General features: G+C 65.3%; 13 protein-coding genes. 6 read left to right on the forward strand and 7 right to left on the reverse strand.

All coding sequences use genetic code 11. The annotated features are described in order from the left end of the window. Positions 1–213 precede the first annotated feature (213 nt). On the forward strand, positions 214–1,683 hold the full coding sequence (locus tag LXT13_RS26010; RefSeq protein WP_233375237.1) for a S41 family peptidase: 1,470 nt from the start codon (positions 214–216) through the stop codon (positions 1,681–1,683). 311 nt (positions 1,684–1,994) lie between these two features. Here LXT13_RS26010 and LXT13_RS26015 read toward each other — a convergent pair whose 3' ends face one another. From LXT13_RS26015 to LXT13_RS26035, 5 genes are all read right to left on the reverse strand, one after another. Then, positions 1,995–3,767, reverse strand: coding sequence for a serine hydrolase domain-containing protein (locus tag LXT13_RS26015; protein ID WP_233375238.1), 1,773 nt, complete (start codon positions 3,765–3,767; stop codon positions 1,995–1,997). 158 nt (positions 3,768–3,925) lie between these two features. Further along, positions 3,926–4,990 (reverse strand): serine hydrolase domain-containing protein, encoded by a 1,065-nt coding sequence (locus tag LXT13_RS26020; RefSeq protein WP_233375239.1) that lies wholly within the window; start codon positions 4,988–4,990, stop codon positions 3,926–3,928. A 92-nt stretch (positions 4,991–5,082) separates the two neighbouring features. Continuing rightward, positions 5,083–6,279 (reverse strand): serine hydrolase domain-containing protein, encoded by a 1,197-nt coding sequence (locus tag LXT13_RS26025; RefSeq protein ID WP_233375240.1) that lies wholly within the window; start codon positions 6,277–6,279, stop codon positions 5,083–5,085. 143 nt (positions 6,280–6,422) lie between these two features. Beyond that, positions 6,423–6,620 (reverse strand): hypothetical protein, encoded by a 198-nt coding sequence (locus LXT13_RS26030; RefSeq protein WP_233375241.1) that lies wholly within the window; start codon positions 6,618–6,620, stop codon positions 6,423–6,425. A 207-nt stretch (positions 6,621–6,827) separates the two neighbouring features. Next, entirely contained in the window at positions 6,828–7,004 is a 177-nt protein-coding gene (locus tag LXT13_RS26035) for a hypothetical protein (RefSeq protein ID WP_233375242.1), read from the reverse strand. A 178-nt stretch (positions 7,005–7,182) separates the two neighbouring features. Between LXT13_RS26035 and LXT13_RS26040 the strand changes: the two genes are divergently transcribed. Together LXT13_RS26040 and LXT13_RS26045 are read left to right on the forward strand one after the other, a co-directional pair. Continuing rightward, complete coding sequence (locus LXT13_RS26040; RefSeq protein ID WP_233375243.1) at positions 7,183–9,711, forward strand: TonB-dependent receptor; 2,529 nt, start codon at positions 7,183–7,185, stop codon at positions 9,709–9,711. A gap of 215 nt (positions 9,712–9,926) precedes the next feature. After that, positions 9,927–10,970, forward strand: a complete 1,044-nt coding sequence (locus LXT13_RS26045) for a PEP-CTERM sorting domain-containing protein (RefSeq protein WP_233375244.1) — start codon at positions 9,927–9,929, stop codon at positions 10,968–10,970. A gap of 237 nt (positions 10,971–11,207) precedes the next feature. Here the strand turns inward: LXT13_RS26045 and LXT13_RS26050 are convergent, their stop codons facing one another. Beyond that, complete coding sequence (locus LXT13_RS26050) at positions 11,208–11,618, reverse strand: GNAT family N-acetyltransferase (protein WP_233375245.1); 411 nt, start codon at positions 11,616–11,618, stop codon at positions 11,208–11,210. 799 nt (positions 11,619–12,417) lie between these two features. Here LXT13_RS26050 and chvE point away from each other — a divergent pair. From chvE to mmsB, 3 genes are read left to right on the forward strand one after another with little or no spacing between them, the layout of a single operon-like run. Further along, positions 12,418–13,485 (forward strand): multiple monosaccharide ABC transporter substrate-binding protein, encoded by a 1,068-nt coding sequence (gene chvE, locus LXT13_RS26055; RefSeq protein WP_233375246.1) that lies wholly within the window; start codon positions 12,418–12,420, stop codon positions 13,483–13,485. 44 nt (positions 13,486–13,529) lie between these two features. Next, a complete protein-coding gene (gene mmsA, locus LXT13_RS26060; RefSeq protein WP_233375247.1) occupies positions 13,530–15,077 on the forward strand; it encodes a multiple monosaccharide ABC transporter ATP-binding protein in 1,548 nt (515 codons plus the stop codon). A 5-nt stretch (positions 15,078–15,082) separates the two neighbouring features. Next, entirely contained in the window at positions 15,083–16,252 is a 1,170-nt protein-coding gene (gene mmsB / locus LXT13_RS26065; RefSeq protein WP_233375248.1) for a multiple monosaccharide ABC transporter permease, read from the forward strand. Positions 16,253–16,906: 654 nt separating this feature from the next. Here the strand turns inward: mmsB and LXT13_RS26075 are convergent. Continuing rightward, positions 16,907–17,305 (reverse strand): helix-turn-helix domain-containing protein, encoded by a 399-nt coding sequence (locus tag LXT13_RS26075; RefSeq protein WP_233375249.1) that lies wholly within the window; start codon positions 17,303–17,305, stop codon positions 16,907–16,909. Positions 17,306–17,435 lie beyond the last annotated feature (130 nt).

Consider the following 17,435-nt stretch of genomic DNA (forward strand, 5'->3'; position numbering starts at 1 on the left):
CTGGTCGCTCGGCGCTTGCCGGACTCGGACCAACGCTGTGTCGGCCGTCTGTCTTAGCCTCCGCCTTTAGCGTGCGCCTTTACCGTCCGCCTTTACCGTCCGCCTTTAGCCAACCTTCATCCAGGCTTGAGCCGGCCTGAACCCAGTCCGTCAAGACTTGCATCCAGCGGTTGCCGACACGGCACCCCGGACGATTCTTGACGAAAGGCTGGTATGAAGAATTCGGTAGGCGGCGCCGCCCGCTCCTGGCGCGCGCGGATGGGCGGTGGACTGGGGTTGCTGCTCGTGATCTCTGGGTTTGGCGGCTGCGGCGGTCACACCACGAACCGGCAGTCCGAAAGCCGTCCCATGACGAGGGACGGGCACTTCGACGAACGGTTGATAGGCACTTGGCGGGTGCTGGGAGCGGGTGCACTGCTGGAGATCACCCGGGACGGCATGACTCAGTTCCAACAAGGGACCTCGGTCTGCTACCCAGATGAATTGGCCTCGACCAGCGATCCTGCCGACCTCGCCAGCATGTCGTTCGTCGACAACGGCGACGGCGAAACCGTGGATCTCTTCGAACTCGTCGCTACCCCCTCATCGGCAACGCTCGCGCGCATCGCGAGCATTCCGCCGTCCTGCCGTGCCAAGCCAGCCACTGATGGAACTGCAACGCTTGGGGCCCTTTGCGATCTGATGGCGCAGGACTATGCCTTCTTCGCCGAACGCAAGATCGACTGGGCCACACGCTGCAACCAGTTGGCCCCACGTGCAGCGGCGGCTCGAGATGATGACGCCCTGCAGCTGGTGCTCATCGCACTGCTGCAGGGTCTCAACGATGCCCACGTCAAGCTCTCCCGCGGCCACGGTGAGGAACGCCGCCAGGTCTTCAGCGCGGCCGACTCGCCGACGCGGCGCCTACTGGCGCAAGCCTTTGGGGGCCAAACCGAGATCAACGACCTGCGCGAGTTCCAACAGGCCTGGCGAGACGAGGTGCAGAAGCAAGCCATCCAGCGCTTGACGAACACCGGTGGGCCCCTGCTCAACGGCGCGCTGCGTTGGGGACGCCTGCCCGGCAATGTCGGCTATGTGAGCATCACCAGCATGCACGGGTTCTCGGACGACCCGAGTCCGGCCGCAGAGACGCGCATGGCCCGTGAAGCCATGGACCGTGTCATCGCTGACCTGGCCGACACGCGTGCCCTGATCCTTGATGTATCTCTAAACGGTGGTGGCCTGGACGCGGTCAGCGCCGAGATCACGGGAAGCTTTGCCGACCAACGCCGGTTGGCGTTTATCAAGAAGCAGCACAGGCCTCAGGGACGCCCCGCGCAGTCGTGGTTCATCGAGCCCAAGGGCGCGACGCAATACCGCAAGCCCGTCTACGTACTGACCAGCGACCTATCCGCCAGCGCGGCAGAAACCTTCACACTGATGATGCGGCAGTTGCCCCAGGTCGTCCATGCGGGTCAAGCGACGGCAGGCTCGATCTCCGATGTCCTCGACAAGCCGCTGCCCGGGAATTTCAGCATCAGCTTCTCCAACGAGATTGATCTCGACCCGAGCGGGCAGCTGTTCGAAGTGACCGGTATCCCGCCGCAGCTGTCGCTGCCAATGTTCCGTCCCGGCGCGCCCGAGACGCTCTTAACCGGGCATCGCGCCGCGATCGACGCGTTGATCGCCATCGCGACACGTTGAACCGCAGCCGGCGCGAGCCGCCGGCTCCTTCGACGGCCCGCTCCACGATCACAGCGTTTTGCTGGATAGCGTTGGCTATTTCCTTGCAGCGCCACTGACAAGCGCATTTCGGCTGCAACGGCGTGCCGTCGCCAGGCGACGGCCGGCTCCTCAAACTAGCGGTCTGGCAAACGCCGTTGCCCAGGCCCGCAAAGGCTGAAGCGTCACTTGCAGCCGCGTGTCCACCAGGCCGGTGCCGCGGCGAGCCGCCGCTCTCCAGACACGCCTGCCTGCGCAGGCCGCTCGGGCGCGTGTCCCGCTAGTTTCGCCGGTCAGGAGGGTAGCGGCTTGTCGATCTTGATGAACTTCAGATTCATCACGCGGCCGTTCGACAGCGCAAAGCCGATGATGCTGCCCTGTCCATCTCGGTGGAACTGCAGGGCTCCAGCGACGGATTGCGTGACAAAGGCGTCCGGCTCGCGGAGGAACTTTGCCGGCTGGCGGACCATCGTCTCCCCAAACGCATCGCTCAGCCACAGCGCACCGTTGCGGATCGCGACGGTATACGGCAGCCGGAGTTCGGGACTGTAATAGTCGCCGACATAGTCGAGCATCTGTGCCTGCGTCACGTCGGGGACGTCCGTCGCCGCGATCCGCCGAGCAATCCGATCATGGTCCGGCTCGTGGATCACGAGCGTCGCAGCGTCGGGAAAGCTGAACGTGACCGGAGCATTTCTGAGGAAGAAGTCGCGTGGACCGAAGGCGGTCAACTCGTCCTTGTCCTGCAAGACGAGCTTGCCGTTGCGCAGGGATACAGCGAACAGGACGCCCGGCTCTTCCTTGTAAGTGCCGACGAAGGAGGCCAGTTGCTTCTCCCCCAACGGTACGGCTTGGCGCTTGATGTCCGTCGCAGTCTCGGGAGCGTCGGTCAGATACAGATCCGCGATTCTTCGTGCCAGTTCAACAGGGTTAAGTCCTTCGCTGTTGCACAACACGGTGATCGCCAAATGCCGCTCGGGGAGCATCAGAAAATCGGCGACATAGCCGGGATCGGTGCCGCTATGTTCGATTGTCGCCGTGCCACGGTATCGGCCGATTTCGAAACCAGAGGCATAGCGCCGGACGTTGCCCGTCGCATCGGGCTGCACCGTGATCATGGCGTCAAAGATCGCACGTGTTCCGACCTTGGGTGCGTCAAAGTTCATCGCCCAGCGCGCCATGTCTGTCACGCTCGTCTGCACGCCGGTTGCGCCATAGGTCGAGTAGGGCAGCGAGCGCCGCTGATAGCCGCCACCGACCGGTGCATAGGGTTGGGCATGGCCAGTACGCACTATGCGGAAATCATCCTGAACCCAGCTGTCCACCATGCCGAGCGGCTGGAACACGCGTTGCTTCAGGAATTGTGAGAAAGGCTGTCCCGACACGCGTTCGACGACGAGCGCGAGCAGCGTGTAATTGGTGTTGGAATACGCGAAGCCGCTGCCCGGTGGGAAGTTGAGGTCGCGCTGGCGGAAGATGACGCGGATCACGTCCTCCTGCAGGATCGTGTCTTCCAGACGACGACCCGCCAGCGCCAGGAGACTCCATTGATCGCGCAGGCCGCTGCGATGATGGAGCAGATCGTCGAGCGTAATCGGCATCCCGAAATCGTGAAGCTCGGGCACATATTTGCGGACGTCGTCTTTGAGTGACAGCCTGCCTTCCGCCCGAAGCAGGTAGATAGCGAAGGCGGTGAATTGCTTCGATACGGACGCGATATGGAAGCTGGTCGTGGCGGTGTTGGCGACTGCCCCCTCGACGATGGCACTGCCATAGGCGCCGGTGAACACCACCCGCTGGCCCTGCGTGACCGATACCGCGCACCCCGGACCGTCCGTACTTTTCCAGCGGTCGAACAGCGCATTGATCGCCGAAGCGGCGACCAGTTGGTCCTCGGCCAATACAAGCGCTGGGGACAGGGCGGCGGCCAGGCCGATCAGAATCGCCGAAATTCGCCGTTTGGCTGAAGCGGTCGATGGCTTCTGGCCGCCGCAGAGGACGGCAGGGCCGCCGGCACCGTGACCATCGACAGTGTCATCCTTGCAGACATCAGGCAGGCGGTTCATTCGACGGCCCATGCGCGCCAACTCGGTGTGAAGACGACATTCATAGTCAGTGGGGGTCGTAAGGCAATGCCTGTCACCATTGACGGGCGAATCTTCGCGCACGTCCCATCTCGAGGTGGCCTGACTTGCATTGCGGACGCTGGGAACACAGTCAAGGCTCAGCTGCGCGGTGTTGCTCCGAACAGGTCTTCGGCGAACAGGTCGATGTCCTTTTGCGAAATACCGGTGTGATTGAGCACCACGATACTTTCCCGCGTATCGTAGCGATGGGCGAGCAAGGAGCGATAGCTGTTCAGCCGCCCGGTTTCCCATGCAGCCTGGACCGGCTGGCCCGCGATCGTCATCGTTCGTACCCTGCCACCGAGCGAATAACTCTGCTCGGCAACGCGCACGGTTCGAAGCGCCTTCAGCGATGCCGGCGCGAGGAAATCCGTGTCGAACACCGCATGTGCCAGGCGCAACAGGTCGGGGGCATTGCTGTAATAGCCCCCCGAAGCGACCATGGTGGGCGTGCGCAGGTTCGGCCATTCGACCAGTGGGTCGACGGTGCGATAGGAACGGGCGGAACCGGGTTCGTTCTCGATGCCAATCGTCGCGGTCGTATGGATAAGGCCCAGCGGATCAAGCGTGATCGCGCGCATCGCCTTCTCGAAGGGCGACGCGGTCACCGCTTCGACGATCGCGACAACGATGAACCAATTGGTCAGGGCGTAGTCGAACTTGCTGCCCGGTTCGAAGATCAGGTCGCCCGAGGCGAAACGGCGAACCGATTCCGCAGTGCCGATGTCGTGGGCCACCAGATCCGGTTCGACCTTCGCCGCGCCCGTGAACGCGTTGGGAATCCCGCTGGTGTTCGACAGCAGATGGGCGATCGTGACTTTCGCGCCAGTGTCGGCCCGGTAATCCGGTAGCAACGTGGCGATTGGCGCATCGAGCGCCAGCTTGCCGGCCTCGACCAGCTTGAGCACGGTCACCGTAGTCAGGAACTTGGAGATCGAGGCGATCCCGTACACCGTGTCCGTGGTAGCCGGCGTCTTCGTCCCGATGTTCGCGAAGCCGAAATTCCGGGCATAGACCAACTTGCCGTCTTGAGCACGGACGATCGTCCCGGAGAAGCCGGAAGCCTTCACGAAGACATCGATCTTCGCGTCATCCAAATGGCCCGCAGCCCATACCGGCGTTGGCAGCAGGTCCACCACTGCGGCAGCCAAGCTGCCTTGCAAGAGGGTCCTCCGATCCACCTTGATTCAACCTTCCCTTTTGAAATTCGGATCAGCGCAGCAGCCGGAGCGTGGCGTCCTGAGTGAGCGTCGTGTCATTCCCCCGTGCGCGTGATCGGCCCTCGTAGCGCCTTCAGCAACGCATTCACCGACGCGACCGCCGGACCATCACCGGTCAGGGCGACGGCGGCAAAGGCATGGTCGGCAGGCGAATAGACGACCAGCGCGCCGGCGCCCGGTGTTCCGCCGGCATGTCCGACCCATAACAGTCGCCGGTCGCTATCGGTGACATCGAACACCATCGCGCCGAGCCCATAGAAGGTGCCGGGATCGAACATCGGATAAAGCGTCTCGGTCATGGCCTGCACCGTTGACGGCTCGATCAGCCGGCCGCCGAGCAGTGCGGACCAGAAGCGAACCATGTCGCTGGCCGCTCCGACGATCGGGCCGGCTGCGCCCGCCCAACTCGGATCAATCGGCGTGGCCTGCGCCGAGACGAGCGGGGCCACGCCATCCGCCCCGCCGCCGGGCTGCAGCGCACGCAGCGAGGCCAGGCCGAGCGGCGTGATGATCCGCGCGGTGATCGCCAGGTCGATCGACCGGCCATCTACCCGTCGGACGATTTCCCCGAGCAGGTCATAGCCGGTGTTGGAATAGCGCCAATTCGCGCCCGGACAGAAGAGCGCGCCATGCTTGCGCGCGATTGCCAAATTCTCATCGGGATCGCGATAGCGTGGCGCGGCACGGGCCTTCCGGTCCTCATTGGCGCTGAATAGGCCGCCCGTGTGCGCGAGGAGATCACGTACCGTCATGGCCTGGCCATTCGGAACGTCCGGAATCCACTTGGAAACCGCGTCGTCGAGCGACAGCTTGTGCTCCTGTACGAGTTGCAGGACCACGACGGCGGTGAAGGTCTTGCCGGCACTTGCCCAGAACAGAGGGCGTTGTCCGACCGTGTCGCCGGTCCACAACCCGGCACCTTCGATTCCCACTGCCGCGGTGATCGCCTGCGCAAGGGTGGCGGCCTTGATCGCGGCGAGAGCTGCGTCGAGCCGCGCGGTCGTCGCGGCATCAAGTGAGGCATCCGGTATCGCCTTGGGCGACGGTACGGCTACCGCGGAGTGCAAGGGACGACCGGCATAAGGCGCGTGCGCCGTGCAAACGACGGGTTTGTAGTCCTCGGCCCTCGCCAGTGCAGGCGCCAGGCAGGACAGCGCCACGAAGACGAGGCCAAATGTGACTTGCCGGAAGTGGCGTTGCGCTGGGGCAATGCACAAGAGACGGTTCAACATCAACAGGCCTCGCGGTACGGCTCATCGTAGCAGCGCATCAGCCGGTAGAGCGCGTCGAGGTGGGGCGGCCGCCACCTTGATGGCGGCCACGTGGCCGGCCGAGCCCTGCCGTGCTCGCGAGGGTCAGCTCGCCTTCGCTCTTGCTAGCCCCTCAGCACGTAGACCGCACGGTGCGCGCCTTCCTCCTCGGCAATCGCCAGCGCCAGGTGCTGCAGGTTGGTCTCGCCCATGTAAAACAACGGCTGGCCGGTCGTCTGCTCGCCATAACTCGCACCTGGCCAGCACGCGGCGGCAAGGTCCGCGCAGCGCAGCGAGCCGTGTTCGGCGACGACCCGCAGCACTTGGAGGTGCTTTGCAGCCGCACGCACGCGCGACGCGGGCTGTTTGTGTTAGGGGCGACTGGCATATCAGGCCCATATCAGGCCCTCAGGGCATAGGATGAGACTCGCCTGAACACCTCGCAGGAGACACCCGCCCGCCACTAACTGCCCCGCTCACTGCGGGCCAGTGAGCTTCGAGACCACGTCGAAGGAAGTGAGCCGCGGCCATCAGCGCCAGGCGCATCCGCGGCTGCCATGCCCGGCCACCAGCTGCACGGCCACGGGCGCATACCCGGCCGGCGCCATCTCGTAGCGGGCGGCGTCCTGGCGCGGTGCATATGGCGTCTTGGAGCCGAGGTCCTGGCCGGCCTGCGCGCCCAGCGGCGCCAGGCTCAGGGCGCTCACGGCGCTCACCGCCAGCCAGCCGCCGAGGCGCCACCGCTGGCACACCGTTTGGCCGGCGGCCGGTGCCATCGGGAGGGCGCGAATCGGCTCGGGGTGTACGGGCGCTGCCCTCATGTCACAAGGAATTCGCATCGGCTTTCTAGGCTGCGAGGTTTTTTTGAAAGCCAAGAGCCCAGCCATGTTCCGTGACAGCACGCCGATGCCCCTGACCGTCCTCGCCGCCGCCTGCGCCCTGCTGGCCGCGACGGCCCAGGCACAGACGACGCCCGAGAAGGTCGAGACCGTCGTCGTCACGGGCCAGGCGTCCAGCCTGCGCAAGGCATTGAAGATGCAGGAGAGCGCGGACAACATCGTCAGCGCCGTCGTGGCCGACGACATCGGCGCGCTGCCGGACGTGAACGCCGCCGAATCGCTGGCCCGGCTGCCGGGTGTGGCGGTCCAACGCGACCAGGGCGAGGGCCGCTACGTCGTCGTGCGCGGCCTCGGTCCCGACATGAACACCATCACCATCAACGGCTCGCTGGTGCCGTCGCCCGAGGCCAGCCGGCGCGGCGTCAGCATGGACGTGCTGCCGTCGGGGCTGATCCGCTCGCTGGAGGTCATCAAGTCGCTGACGCCCGACATGGACGCCAATTCGCTCGGCGGCACCGTCGACGTGAAGACGCTGTCGGCGTTCGACCTGCCCAAGAGCCTGCTGAGCGCGGGCCTGTCGGGCAGCCGCGATTCGCTGTCGCACCAGACCAGCCCGGCCGGCAGCCTGCTGGGCGCCACGCGGCTGCTGGGCGGCACGCTGGGCGTCGCCGCAGCGCTGAACGTCGACCAGCGCAAGTTCGGCTCCGAGGACGTCGAGACGGATGGCGCCTGGAGCGCCGGCAAGCTGAGCGGTGTCGAACTGCGTCACTACCGACCCAACCGCGACCGAGCGGCCTTCGCCGCCAACATCGACTACAAGCCAAGCGCCGACAGCAGCTACTACGCGCGCGGCATCGTCGCGCGCTTCAGCGACGACGAGGAACGAGACCGCCTGACCCTCAGCAACATCACCGGCGGCTCGGTCGCCGAGGGCGCCCCGGCCACCGTGCGCGCCGAGCGCCGCCTGCGCGCCCGCAAATACACGCGCTCGATCCGTTCGCTGGTACTCGGCACCGAGCAGGAATGGGGCGACTGGACACTGCAGGCCAACGTGGGCCTGGGGCAAGGCACCGAGCGCACGCCCGAGCAGCTCAACGACGCGCGCTTCCGCCAGAACAACGTGGCAGGCGTGTCCTTCACCGACACGACCAAGCCGCTCGTCACGGGCCCCGCCGCCCTCTACGACGCGAGCAAGTACACGCTGAACTCCTTCACACTGCAAAAGCGCGCCAGCGACGACAACGAGCACAACGGCCGCGTGGACCTGACGCGCGCGTTCACGCTGGACGGCGGCACCAAGCTGGACCTGAAGTTCGGTGCCAAGCTCAGCCGCCGGGACAAGAAGAACGACACGGACCAGTGGTCCTACAGCAGCGGCTCGGCCACCAGCGGCAACTACTGGGGCGCCGGCCCGACTGCACTGTCGGCCTTCGTGACCGGATCGACGCTGGACTTCTCGATGGGCGACATCGGCCCGGCCATGGACTCGGGCGCAATCCGTGCACGCCTGGCCGCGCTGCCTCGCGACGCCGCCAAAGTGGCGGGCGCCTCGGCCTTGTCCGACTACGAGCTGCACGAGAACATCGACGCCGCCTATGTGCAGGCGTCGGTGGACCTGAGCCCGGCGTGGAGCGTGCTGGCGGGCGTGCGCCATGAACGCACCCGGTTCGACGCCGCCGGCTTTGCCAGCTCCGTGGCCGGCGTCATCACGCCGACGCAGTACGCCAAGGACTACGGCAACTGGCTGCCGGGCCTGCACACGCGCTACAAGCTGGACAAGGAAACTAGCGTGCGGGCCGCCTGGACGAACTCGGTCGTGCGTCCCAACTTCGACCAGCTGTCGCCCGCCGTCACGCTGTCCAGCACCACCGAGGCGAGCATCGGCAATCCGCTGCTGAGCCCCATGCGCGCGCACAACCTCGACCTGGGCATCGAGCGCCTGCTGGGCAGCGACGGCGCCGTGTCGGCCTATGTGTTCCACAAGGACATCAAGGACTTCACGTACGCGACCAACCTCGCCGGCACCGGCGACTGGGCCAGCTACACCAGCGTGACCGGCTATGCCAACGGGTCCAAGGCCCGCGTGGACGGCGTGGAGCTGTCGTGGCAGCAGCAGCTGCGCATGCTGCCGGGCTGGATGAGCGGCTTCCTCGTCGGCGCGAATGCGTCCTTCACGCACTCCAGCGCGGACGTCGGCCGTTATGACACCACCAGCAAGGCACAGTTGGTGCGCAGCTCGCGCATGCCGGGCCAGTCCGACACGACGGTCAACCTGATGCTGGGCTACGAGGCCGGCCCGCTGAGCACGCGGCTGGCGGTCAACCACAAGTCCAAGTACCTGCTGCAGTTCGGCAGCGACGTGACCAACGCGGCACTGGACCAGGTCGTCGCGAGCCAACGCCAGGTGGACCTGTCCGTCGCCTACAAGCTCACGCCATCGGTCCAGCTGACGTTCGAGGGCGTGAACCTCAACAACGAGCACTACTACACCTACGTGGGCGTGCCGCAGCTGAACTACCAGTACGAGCAGTACGGTCGCACCTACAAGCTGGGCTTGAAGGTGGCGCTGTTCTGAGGGCTGCCGCTTCGCGTCGGTTCCTGAGCGGCGCGCCAGTGCTGCCGTCCGGCCCCGGCTGAGCCCTGGTTGGAGCCAAGAGCCAGCCGTCCGGACTACGGCTGGGCTCACCACGGCGTCATGCCATGTCCCTAGATTGGTGCCCCGTTGTCCGGTCCGTCGGTCGCCTGTCGTGGCGCGCCCAGCCGGGCGCGCTACTTAGACCTAGGACTCTCATGACTGAACGTACCCCGCAAAGCCGCCAAGGCTCCCAAGCCCGATGGACCACCCTCGCCGCCACGCTGGCAGCACTGATGCTCGGCGCGACCGCCTCCACCGCCAGCGCCGAGACCTGGACGTTGAGCAAGACCGACGCCATCTACCTGCAGTCGCCGCCGCTGTCGTTCAACGGCATCTATTTCAGCCAGGGCCTGGCCTTCAACACCCAGGCCAATGAATGGATCAGCGCCTGGCAATACGGCTTGCAGCGCACCGACCTGAACTTCAACTCGCTGCAGCGCGTCGGCAACGTCGACATCTCAGCGCCGGGCTACATCGTCCCGGGGATCCCGGCGGCGCTCGCCAGCCAGAAGCTGGACCACATCGGCGACATCGACGTCTACAACGGCAAGATCTACGCGTCGCTCGACACGACGTCCAAGGACCCGGCGCTGGGCTACAGCTACGGGCACGGCCATGTCGCCGTCTTCAACGCGTCGGACCTGAGCTACACGGGCCAGAGCTTCGAACTGGTGGGCTCTCCCGCCAACCCACACCACGACGTGGCGAGCTGGGTGGCCGTGGATGGCGCCGCCGGCGTGGGCTACGGCAAGGAATGGCAGAACGGCAACACGATCAACGTCTACAACCTCGACGACTGGAGCTTCAGCCACACGCTGACGATGGACCGCTCGCTGTCCAGCATCCAGGGTGCCAAGGTCTTCAACGGCTCGCTGTACATGTCGTCGGACAACAGCACCGCGTCGATCTACCGGGTCAGCCTCAGCACCGGCCATGTCGAGGAGCTGTTCCAGCTTCCGTCGACGCCCGGCAGCCACGAGGTGGAAGGCATCGCACTGCGGGCGCTGCCGAACGGCCAGGCGGAAATGGTCGTCGAGATGATCGTGGACCCGGACAACAGCGATCAGGACCTGACCAACAAGAACCTGCGCGTCGACCTGCTGCACTACACGCTGGCCCCGGTGCCCGAGCCCGCGACATTCGGGCTTTTGCTGGCCGGGCTGTCCGTCGTGGGCTTCGCCAGCCGTCGCCGTCGCTGAAGCGTTGATGCATCGCCGGCTGACCACGGCCAGCGGCGGCGCGGCGGCTGACCGCGCGGGCGCTCCGCCGCATCGACTCGGAGAGCTTCAACGTGGCGAGTTGGTCGCAATTTGCGACCAACTGCAGCTTCTCTGCAGTCCCACGAGCGGGTGGGCTGCTCTTGGTTCAGCGGCTGAACGCTCGCTGGCTTGTTCCTCTTGGCTGCTGCGCTGCGGGGCTGTAACGCGGCTGCGCGCTCAGGCTTGAGCCGGCAGGCCGGCCAGCGGCAGAAACTGCGTCAGAGAGGCTTCGGGCAGCGGGACGAAGCCGTGGTGTTGGTAGAAGGTGCTGGCCTGTTCGTCCTTGGCATCCACGACCAAGGCAAAGGCAGCGATTCCAGACCGCATGAAGCGGACCGGCGCATCGGCCAGCAGCGCGCCCTCCAGGCCCTGGCTCTTGAAGCTCAGATCCACGGCCAGGCGACCCATGCGCGCGGTCGGCACAGCGCGGTAGCGGGGCAGCTTCTTGGTGACGGTGGTGGGCAGCTCGGTGAGCGGCACGCTGGCGGCGGCCAGGGTGTAGTAGCCGGCGATACTCCCAGCGTCGTCACGGGCGACGCCGGCCCCCGCGCCCACCCTCACTCGCAATTGACCCTTCCCAGGGCTCAAGGCAAAACCGCACTCTCACCGCAGAATAAGCGCGCTTCCTGACCGCCGTTCACACGAATTCGACCCGTACTACGTGTCGGTCAAGCCTGGTGAGTCGCAGGCGGTACCAGCCGTCCTGCCAGCTGTGATGCCGGCTTGAAACCCATCCGCGACAAGGCACTTCTTCCCCGTAGACGTGCGTTCGAAGATGCAGTTCAGACGTCAGACCGGCAGCAGGCAAGCTCGACTGACCTTGCGCCGCGCCAGCTGTGGCGACGGCGGCGAATGAATGCAGCCCTGTTGAGCGGTGGGTATCCGGACCCGCACCAAACCCGAATGCAACAAGGCCGCCTGTAGATGTGCAGTCTGTTCTCCGTGGCGCTGCACCAAACCCGAACCCAGCTCTTGAGGAAGACAGCGAAGGCCGCGATCGAATACAGCCCCATCAAACAGCTTGACCAACCGGGAAGTCCCTGTTGAAGGGTCAGACCGTCATGGGCCTCGGTGTTAAACCAGTCATTACTCTAGTCATTCAAGGGGTCGCTATGCATATTTGGCCTGTACATCACGCGAAGGCTCGGTTGGCCGCACTCTTTGGCGGCGCTGGGACAGCGCTGGCCGCCAACCTATGGCATTCCCCAATAGGGAAAGCCCGCAACCTTATGGCGGTCAGACCAATTTTTTAGATACTCGAATTTAGATCGTGGTCTACTGACGAGGCTGGCGCTGATTTAACGGGAAATTGGACGCTATGCCTGCCTTGATCCGCCTGCGCGCACAAGGTCAAAGGTCACTTCCAACTTTCTCGGAGACTCAGACGATGCATCGTCAGCAATTCATTCGGGCCGCGGCCCTCCTCGCCGCCGGCTTGTTGACCGGTGGCCTGGCAGCCGCTCAGGACAAGGGCCTCGTCGGCATTTCGATGCCCACCAAGACCTCGCCCCGTTGGATCGCCGATGGCGAGAACATGGTCAAGGTCTTCAAGGAGCACGGCTACCGCGCCGACCTGCAATACGCTGACGACGACATCCCCAACCAGCTCGCGCAGATCGAGAACATGATCACCAAGGGCGCCAAGGCGCTGGTGGTCGCCTCCATCGACGGCAGCACGCTGTCGGGCGTGCTGCAGAAGGCGGCCGACAAGGGCGTCAAGATCGTCGCCTATGACCGCCTGCTGCGGGGCACGAAGAACGTGGACTACTACACGACCTTCGACAACTTCCAGGTCGGCGTGCTGCAGGGCAACTCCATCGTCGACAAGCTGGGCCTCAAGCAGGGCAAGGGCCCGTTCAACATCGAGGTCTTCTCGGGCTCGCCGGACGACAACAACTCTGGCTTCTTCTACGAAGGCGCGATGAGCGTGCTCAAGCCCTACCTCGACAGCGGCAAGCTGGTCATCCGCAGCAAGCAGCTGGGTGCGATGAAGGTGGGCATCCTTCGCTGGGACGGCGCGGTCGCGCAGTCGCGCATGGACAACCTGATGTCGGCCTTCTATACGAAGGAACGCCTGCACGCCGTGCTCGCACCGGCCGACGTGCTGTCGCTGGGCATCATCTCGTCGCTCAAGGGCCTGGGTTACGGCACGCCGCAGCTGCCCATGCCGGTCATCACCGGCCAGGACGCCGACCTGCCGTCCGTGAAGGCCATCCTGCGCGGCGACCAGACGTCCACCGTCTTCAAGGACACGCGCGAACTGGCCCGCGTGACCGTCAACCTCGTGGACGCCGTGCTCAGCGGCAAGAAGCCCGAGGTCAACGACACGAAGACCTACAACAACGGCGTCAAGGTGGTGCCGAGCTACCTGCTCAAGCCGGTGGCCGTGGACGCGACGAACCTGAGGCAGGTGCTCGTGGACAGCGGCTACTACAAGGCCACGCAAGTCAAGTGATCGGCACCGCCGAGCAGCAACGCGCAGACGCGCGCAGCGCAGCCATGCAAGAACCTGTCTCTTCCGACGCCATCCTCGAGATGCGCGGCATCACCAAGCGCTTCGGCGGCGTCACGGCCCTGGAGGATGTGCGCCTGCAGGTGCGCCGTGGCGAGATCCACGCCATCTGCGGCGAGAACGGCGCGGGCAAGTCCACGCTGATGAAGGTGCTGTCGGGCGTCTACCCGCACCCGGAGTACGAGGGCGAGATCGTCTTCGACGGCCAGGTGCGGCGCTTCGCCGGCATTGCCGACAGCGAGCGCGCCGGCATCGTCATCATCCACCAGGAGCTGGCCCTCGTGCCGCTCATGTCCATCGCCGAGAACCTGTTCCTCGGCAACGAACCGTCGCGCTTCGGCGTCATCGACCGTTCGGCCCAGCATGTACGCGCCCGCGAACTGCTGGCCATGGTCGGGCTGGATGAGGCGCCCGGCACGATGGTGGGTGAGCTGGGTGTAGGTAAACAGCAGCTCGTCGAGATCGCCAAGGCGCTGGCCAAGGACGTGAGTCTGCTCATCCTCGACGAGCCGACCGCGAGCCTGAACGAGCGCGACAGCAAGGCGCTGCTGGAGCTGCTGCTGCAGCTGCAGTCGCGCGGCATCGCCTGCATCATCATCTCGCACAAGCTCAACGAGGTGGCCTATGTGGCCGACGCCGTCACGGTGCTGCGCGATGGCCGCAGCATCACGACGATCGACTGCCGCGAAGGCATGGCCGACGAGGACGTCATCATCCGCGCGATGGTGGGCCGCGAGATGGCCGACCGCTACCCGAAGCGCCAGCCGTCGGCCGGCGAAGTGCGCTTCCAGCTGCGCGACTGGTCCGCACAGCATCCCGAGCACGGCGACCGCAAGGCGGTGAAGGACATCAACCTGCACGTGCGCCGCGGCGAGATCGTCGGCATCGCCGGGCTGATGGGTGCCGGCCGCACCGAGCTGGCCATGAGCGTCTTCGGCCGCTCGTGGGGCCGGGGCATCCAGGGCGCCGTCGAGATCGACGGCCAGGCGGTCGACGTGTCGTCCGTGCCGCGCGCCATCGACGCCGGCCTGGCCTACGTCACCGAGGACCGCAAGGGCCTGGGCCTCATCCTGGACGACGCCATCGCGCGCAACACGTCGCTGGCCAACCTGCCGGGCGTCTCCCGCGCGGGCATCGTCGATGAAGGCCGCGAGCACGCCGTCGCGACGGAGTTCCGCCAGCGCCTGGCCACGCGCTGCAGCAGTGTCGACCAGGCTGTCGGCCAGCTCTCCGGCGGCAACCAGCAGAAGGTCGTGCTCGCCAAGTGGCTGTTCACCGAGCCCAAGGTCCTCATCCTCGATGAGCCCACCCGCGGCATCGACGTCGGCGCCAAGTTCGAGATTTATTCGCTGATCGCCCGCCTCGCGCAAGAGGGCATGGCGGTGCTGATGATCTCGTCCGAGATGCCGGAACTGCTGGGCATGTGCGACCGGCTCTATGTGATGAACGAAGGCCGCATCGTGGCCGAACTCAATGCCGGCGAGGCGACGCAGGAGCGAATCATGCGTGCCATCGTCAGCGCCAACCCTGTGTGACTCCCATGAACTCCCCTGCCCCGTCCATCGGCCGCTTCCTCAAGCAACACCTGCGCGAGTACGGCATGCTGATGTCGCTGGTGATCATCGTCGCGTTCTTCCAGTACGCGACCGACGGCACGCTGCTGCAGCCGCTGAACCTCACCAACCTCGTGCTGCAGAACAGCTACATCATCGTGATGGCGCTGGGCATGCTGCTGGTCATCGTGGCCGGCCACATCGACCTGTCGGTGGGCTCCGTCTGCGGCTTCGTCGGCGCACTGGCCGCCGTGCTGCTCGTCGAGTACGAGTGGTCCGTCGTGCCGGCCACCCTGGCCTGCCTCGTCGCTGGCGCCGTCATCGGCGCCGTGCAGGGCTGGTTCATCGCCTGGTTCCGCGTGCCGAGCTTCATCGTCACGCTGGCCGGCATGCTGGTGTTCAAGGGCCTGGCGCTGACGCTGCTGCAAGGCCAGTCCGTCGGCCCCTTCCCCGATACCTTCCAGCTGCTGGCCTCGGGTTTCATCCCCGACCCGCTGAACGGCGAGAACGTGCGCATGACCTCGCTGCTGATCGGCGTGGCCGCGGCCGGACTGCTGCTCGTCACCGGCTGGATGAACCGCCGGCACGCCATCCGACACGAGATCGCCGTCGAACCCTTCATCGTGTTCGCGCTGCGCCAGGCGGCGTTCGCCGCCGCGCTCGTCGGCCTGGCCTGGCTGATGGCCTCGTACAAGGGTCTGCCCAACGTGCTGCTGATCATGGCGGTGCTCGCCATCGCCTACGGCTTCATCACGTCGCGCACGACGCTGGGCCGGCGCATCTATGCGCTGGGCGGCAACGAGAAGGCCGCCAAGCTGTCCGGCATCCGCACGCAGCGGCTGACCTTCCTGACCTTCGTGAACATGGGTGTGCTGGCCGCCATCGCCGGCCTCATCTTCGCGGCACGGCTGAACACCGCGACGCCGAAGGCGGGCCTCGGTTTCGAGCTGGACGTCATCGCCGCCTGCTTCATCGGCGGCGCCTCGGCGTCGGGCGGCGTCGGCAAGGTCATGGGTGCGGTCATCGGCGCCTTCGTCATGGGCGTCATGAACAACGGCATGTCCATCCTCGGCATCGGCATCGACTACCAGCAGGTCATCAAAGGCTGCGTGCTGCTGGCCGCCGTGTTCATCGACGTCTACAACAACCGCCGCTGACCAGGCGTCGGGCTGAACCTTCCACTCTCCGCGGACCGTTCTCACGCCGCCGATTGACGCCATCGCCTTCGGCGGCGCCCTCCTCTCATCGACCAGGGCCCTACGGGGCCCTTCGTACTGGCCGGGCCGGCTACAGGCTCATCCTTCCAGTACCCAGTACAACAAGACGAGCTGACCAGCCGCTTCGCGAAGCGCGCGGAGGTGAACGGCAGATTTTGGGCGTCACGGCGCTGCGCTCGCTGACCTGCACCTCTCGTCTTACCTGCAGCCTCATCCAGCAACTCGCGCCGCAGGCTCCGCTACCGCGCCTTCGGAATCGAGCCGCCATCGGGCGGTCTGAGCAAATGCCAAGGTTCCGTGCCGAGCGCTACGGCCAACATCTGGATGTTCGCCAAGGAAATGTTCCATCGTGAGCGCTCGACCCCCGAGATGTAGGTGCGGTCAAGATCGCATCCATGGCGAGGTCCTCCTGGGACCAATCTCGCCGAACGCGAAGCAAACGTACGTCGTAGGCAAGCACACCTCGAACATCGTCAGGGGACGGTAGTTCGGTGGGTGGCTTGGGCGTCGCAGACATACCGTCAGGTTGACTGTTCGACCTATGTGCAAACAGGCCGGTGCAACGCTGGCCAAGCTGGCGCTCTGGTGGGCGTGCTACTGAGCGAGGTGCTCACAAACCGCCTTGAGCATGCGCTTGGCGAACTCTGCGTCCTTTTCACTCAGGCCTGCCAACCATGTCTGCATCGCGAGCACCTCCGATGCCGGCTGCGGAGCATGCTCTTCCAGCAGTTCGGCACAAGTCGAACTCAAGATGGCAGCCAAGCGCTCAAGCGTCAAAAGCGACGGGACATGCTTGCCGCGCTCAAACCTTGACAGCGTTTCCGTGTCGACGCCGAGCCGCTCAGCTACCGCCGCCTGGGTGAGACCGAGCGCCTTCCGCCGCGTCGCCAGATTGCGGCCCAAACGAATGGGCAAGAAGCTGTGAGCTGCCTCATCGAGATGCTGTCGGCTGCGCCGTCTATCAACCATTCTTGTTGAGTTTGCAGTCAACACTTATGGTTGCCTTGGAAGGCTCGCTGCGCCAGAATGCAAATCGTTGACTTGAACATCAACGATTTACACCGAGTTGCCGCCTATTGGGCGGCCGTGGAGTAGGAGATGTCATGACTAATCCGTCACCTGC

The sequence above is a fragment of the Pelomonas cellulosilytica genome, assembly GCF_021353265.1.
Lineage (GTDB): Bacteria > Pseudomonadota > Gammaproteobacteria > Burkholderiales > Burkholderiaceae_C > Pelomonas > Pelomonas cellulosilytica.

What these genes read in the sequence shown, in the direction of transcription:
- LXT13_RS26010 (WP_233375237.1), top strand. Translation starts at nt 214, where the DNA reads ATGAAGAATTCGGTAGGCGGCGCCGCCCGCTCCTGGCGCGCGCGGATG.
- LXT13_RS26015 (WP_233375238.1), bottom strand. Translation starts at nt 3,767, where the DNA reads ATGAACCGCCTGCCTGATGTCTGCAAGGATGACACTGTCGATGGTCAC.
- LXT13_RS26025 (WP_233375240.1), bottom strand. Translation starts at nt 6,279, where the DNA reads ATGTTGAACCGTCTCTTGTGCATTGCCCCAGCGCAACGCCACTTCCGG.
- LXT13_RS26040 (WP_233375243.1), top strand. Translation starts at nt 7,183, where the DNA reads ATGTTCCGTGACAGCACGCCGATGCCCCTGACCGTCCTCGCCGCCGCC.
- LXT13_RS26045 (WP_233375244.1), top strand. Translation starts at nt 9,927, where the DNA reads ATGACTGAACGTACCCCGCAAAGCCGCCAAGGCTCCCAAGCCCGATGG.
- chvE (WP_233375246.1), top strand. Translation starts at nt 12,418, where the DNA reads ATGCATCGTCAGCAATTCATTCGGGCCGCGGCCCTCCTCGCCGCCGGC.
- mmsA (WP_233375247.1), top strand. Translation starts at nt 13,530, where the DNA reads ATGCAAGAACCTGTCTCTTCCGACGCCATCCTCGAGATGCGCGGCATC.
- mmsB (WP_233375248.1), top strand. Translation starts at nt 15,083, where the DNA reads ATGAACTCCCCTGCCCCGTCCATCGGCCGCTTCCTCAAGCAACACCTG.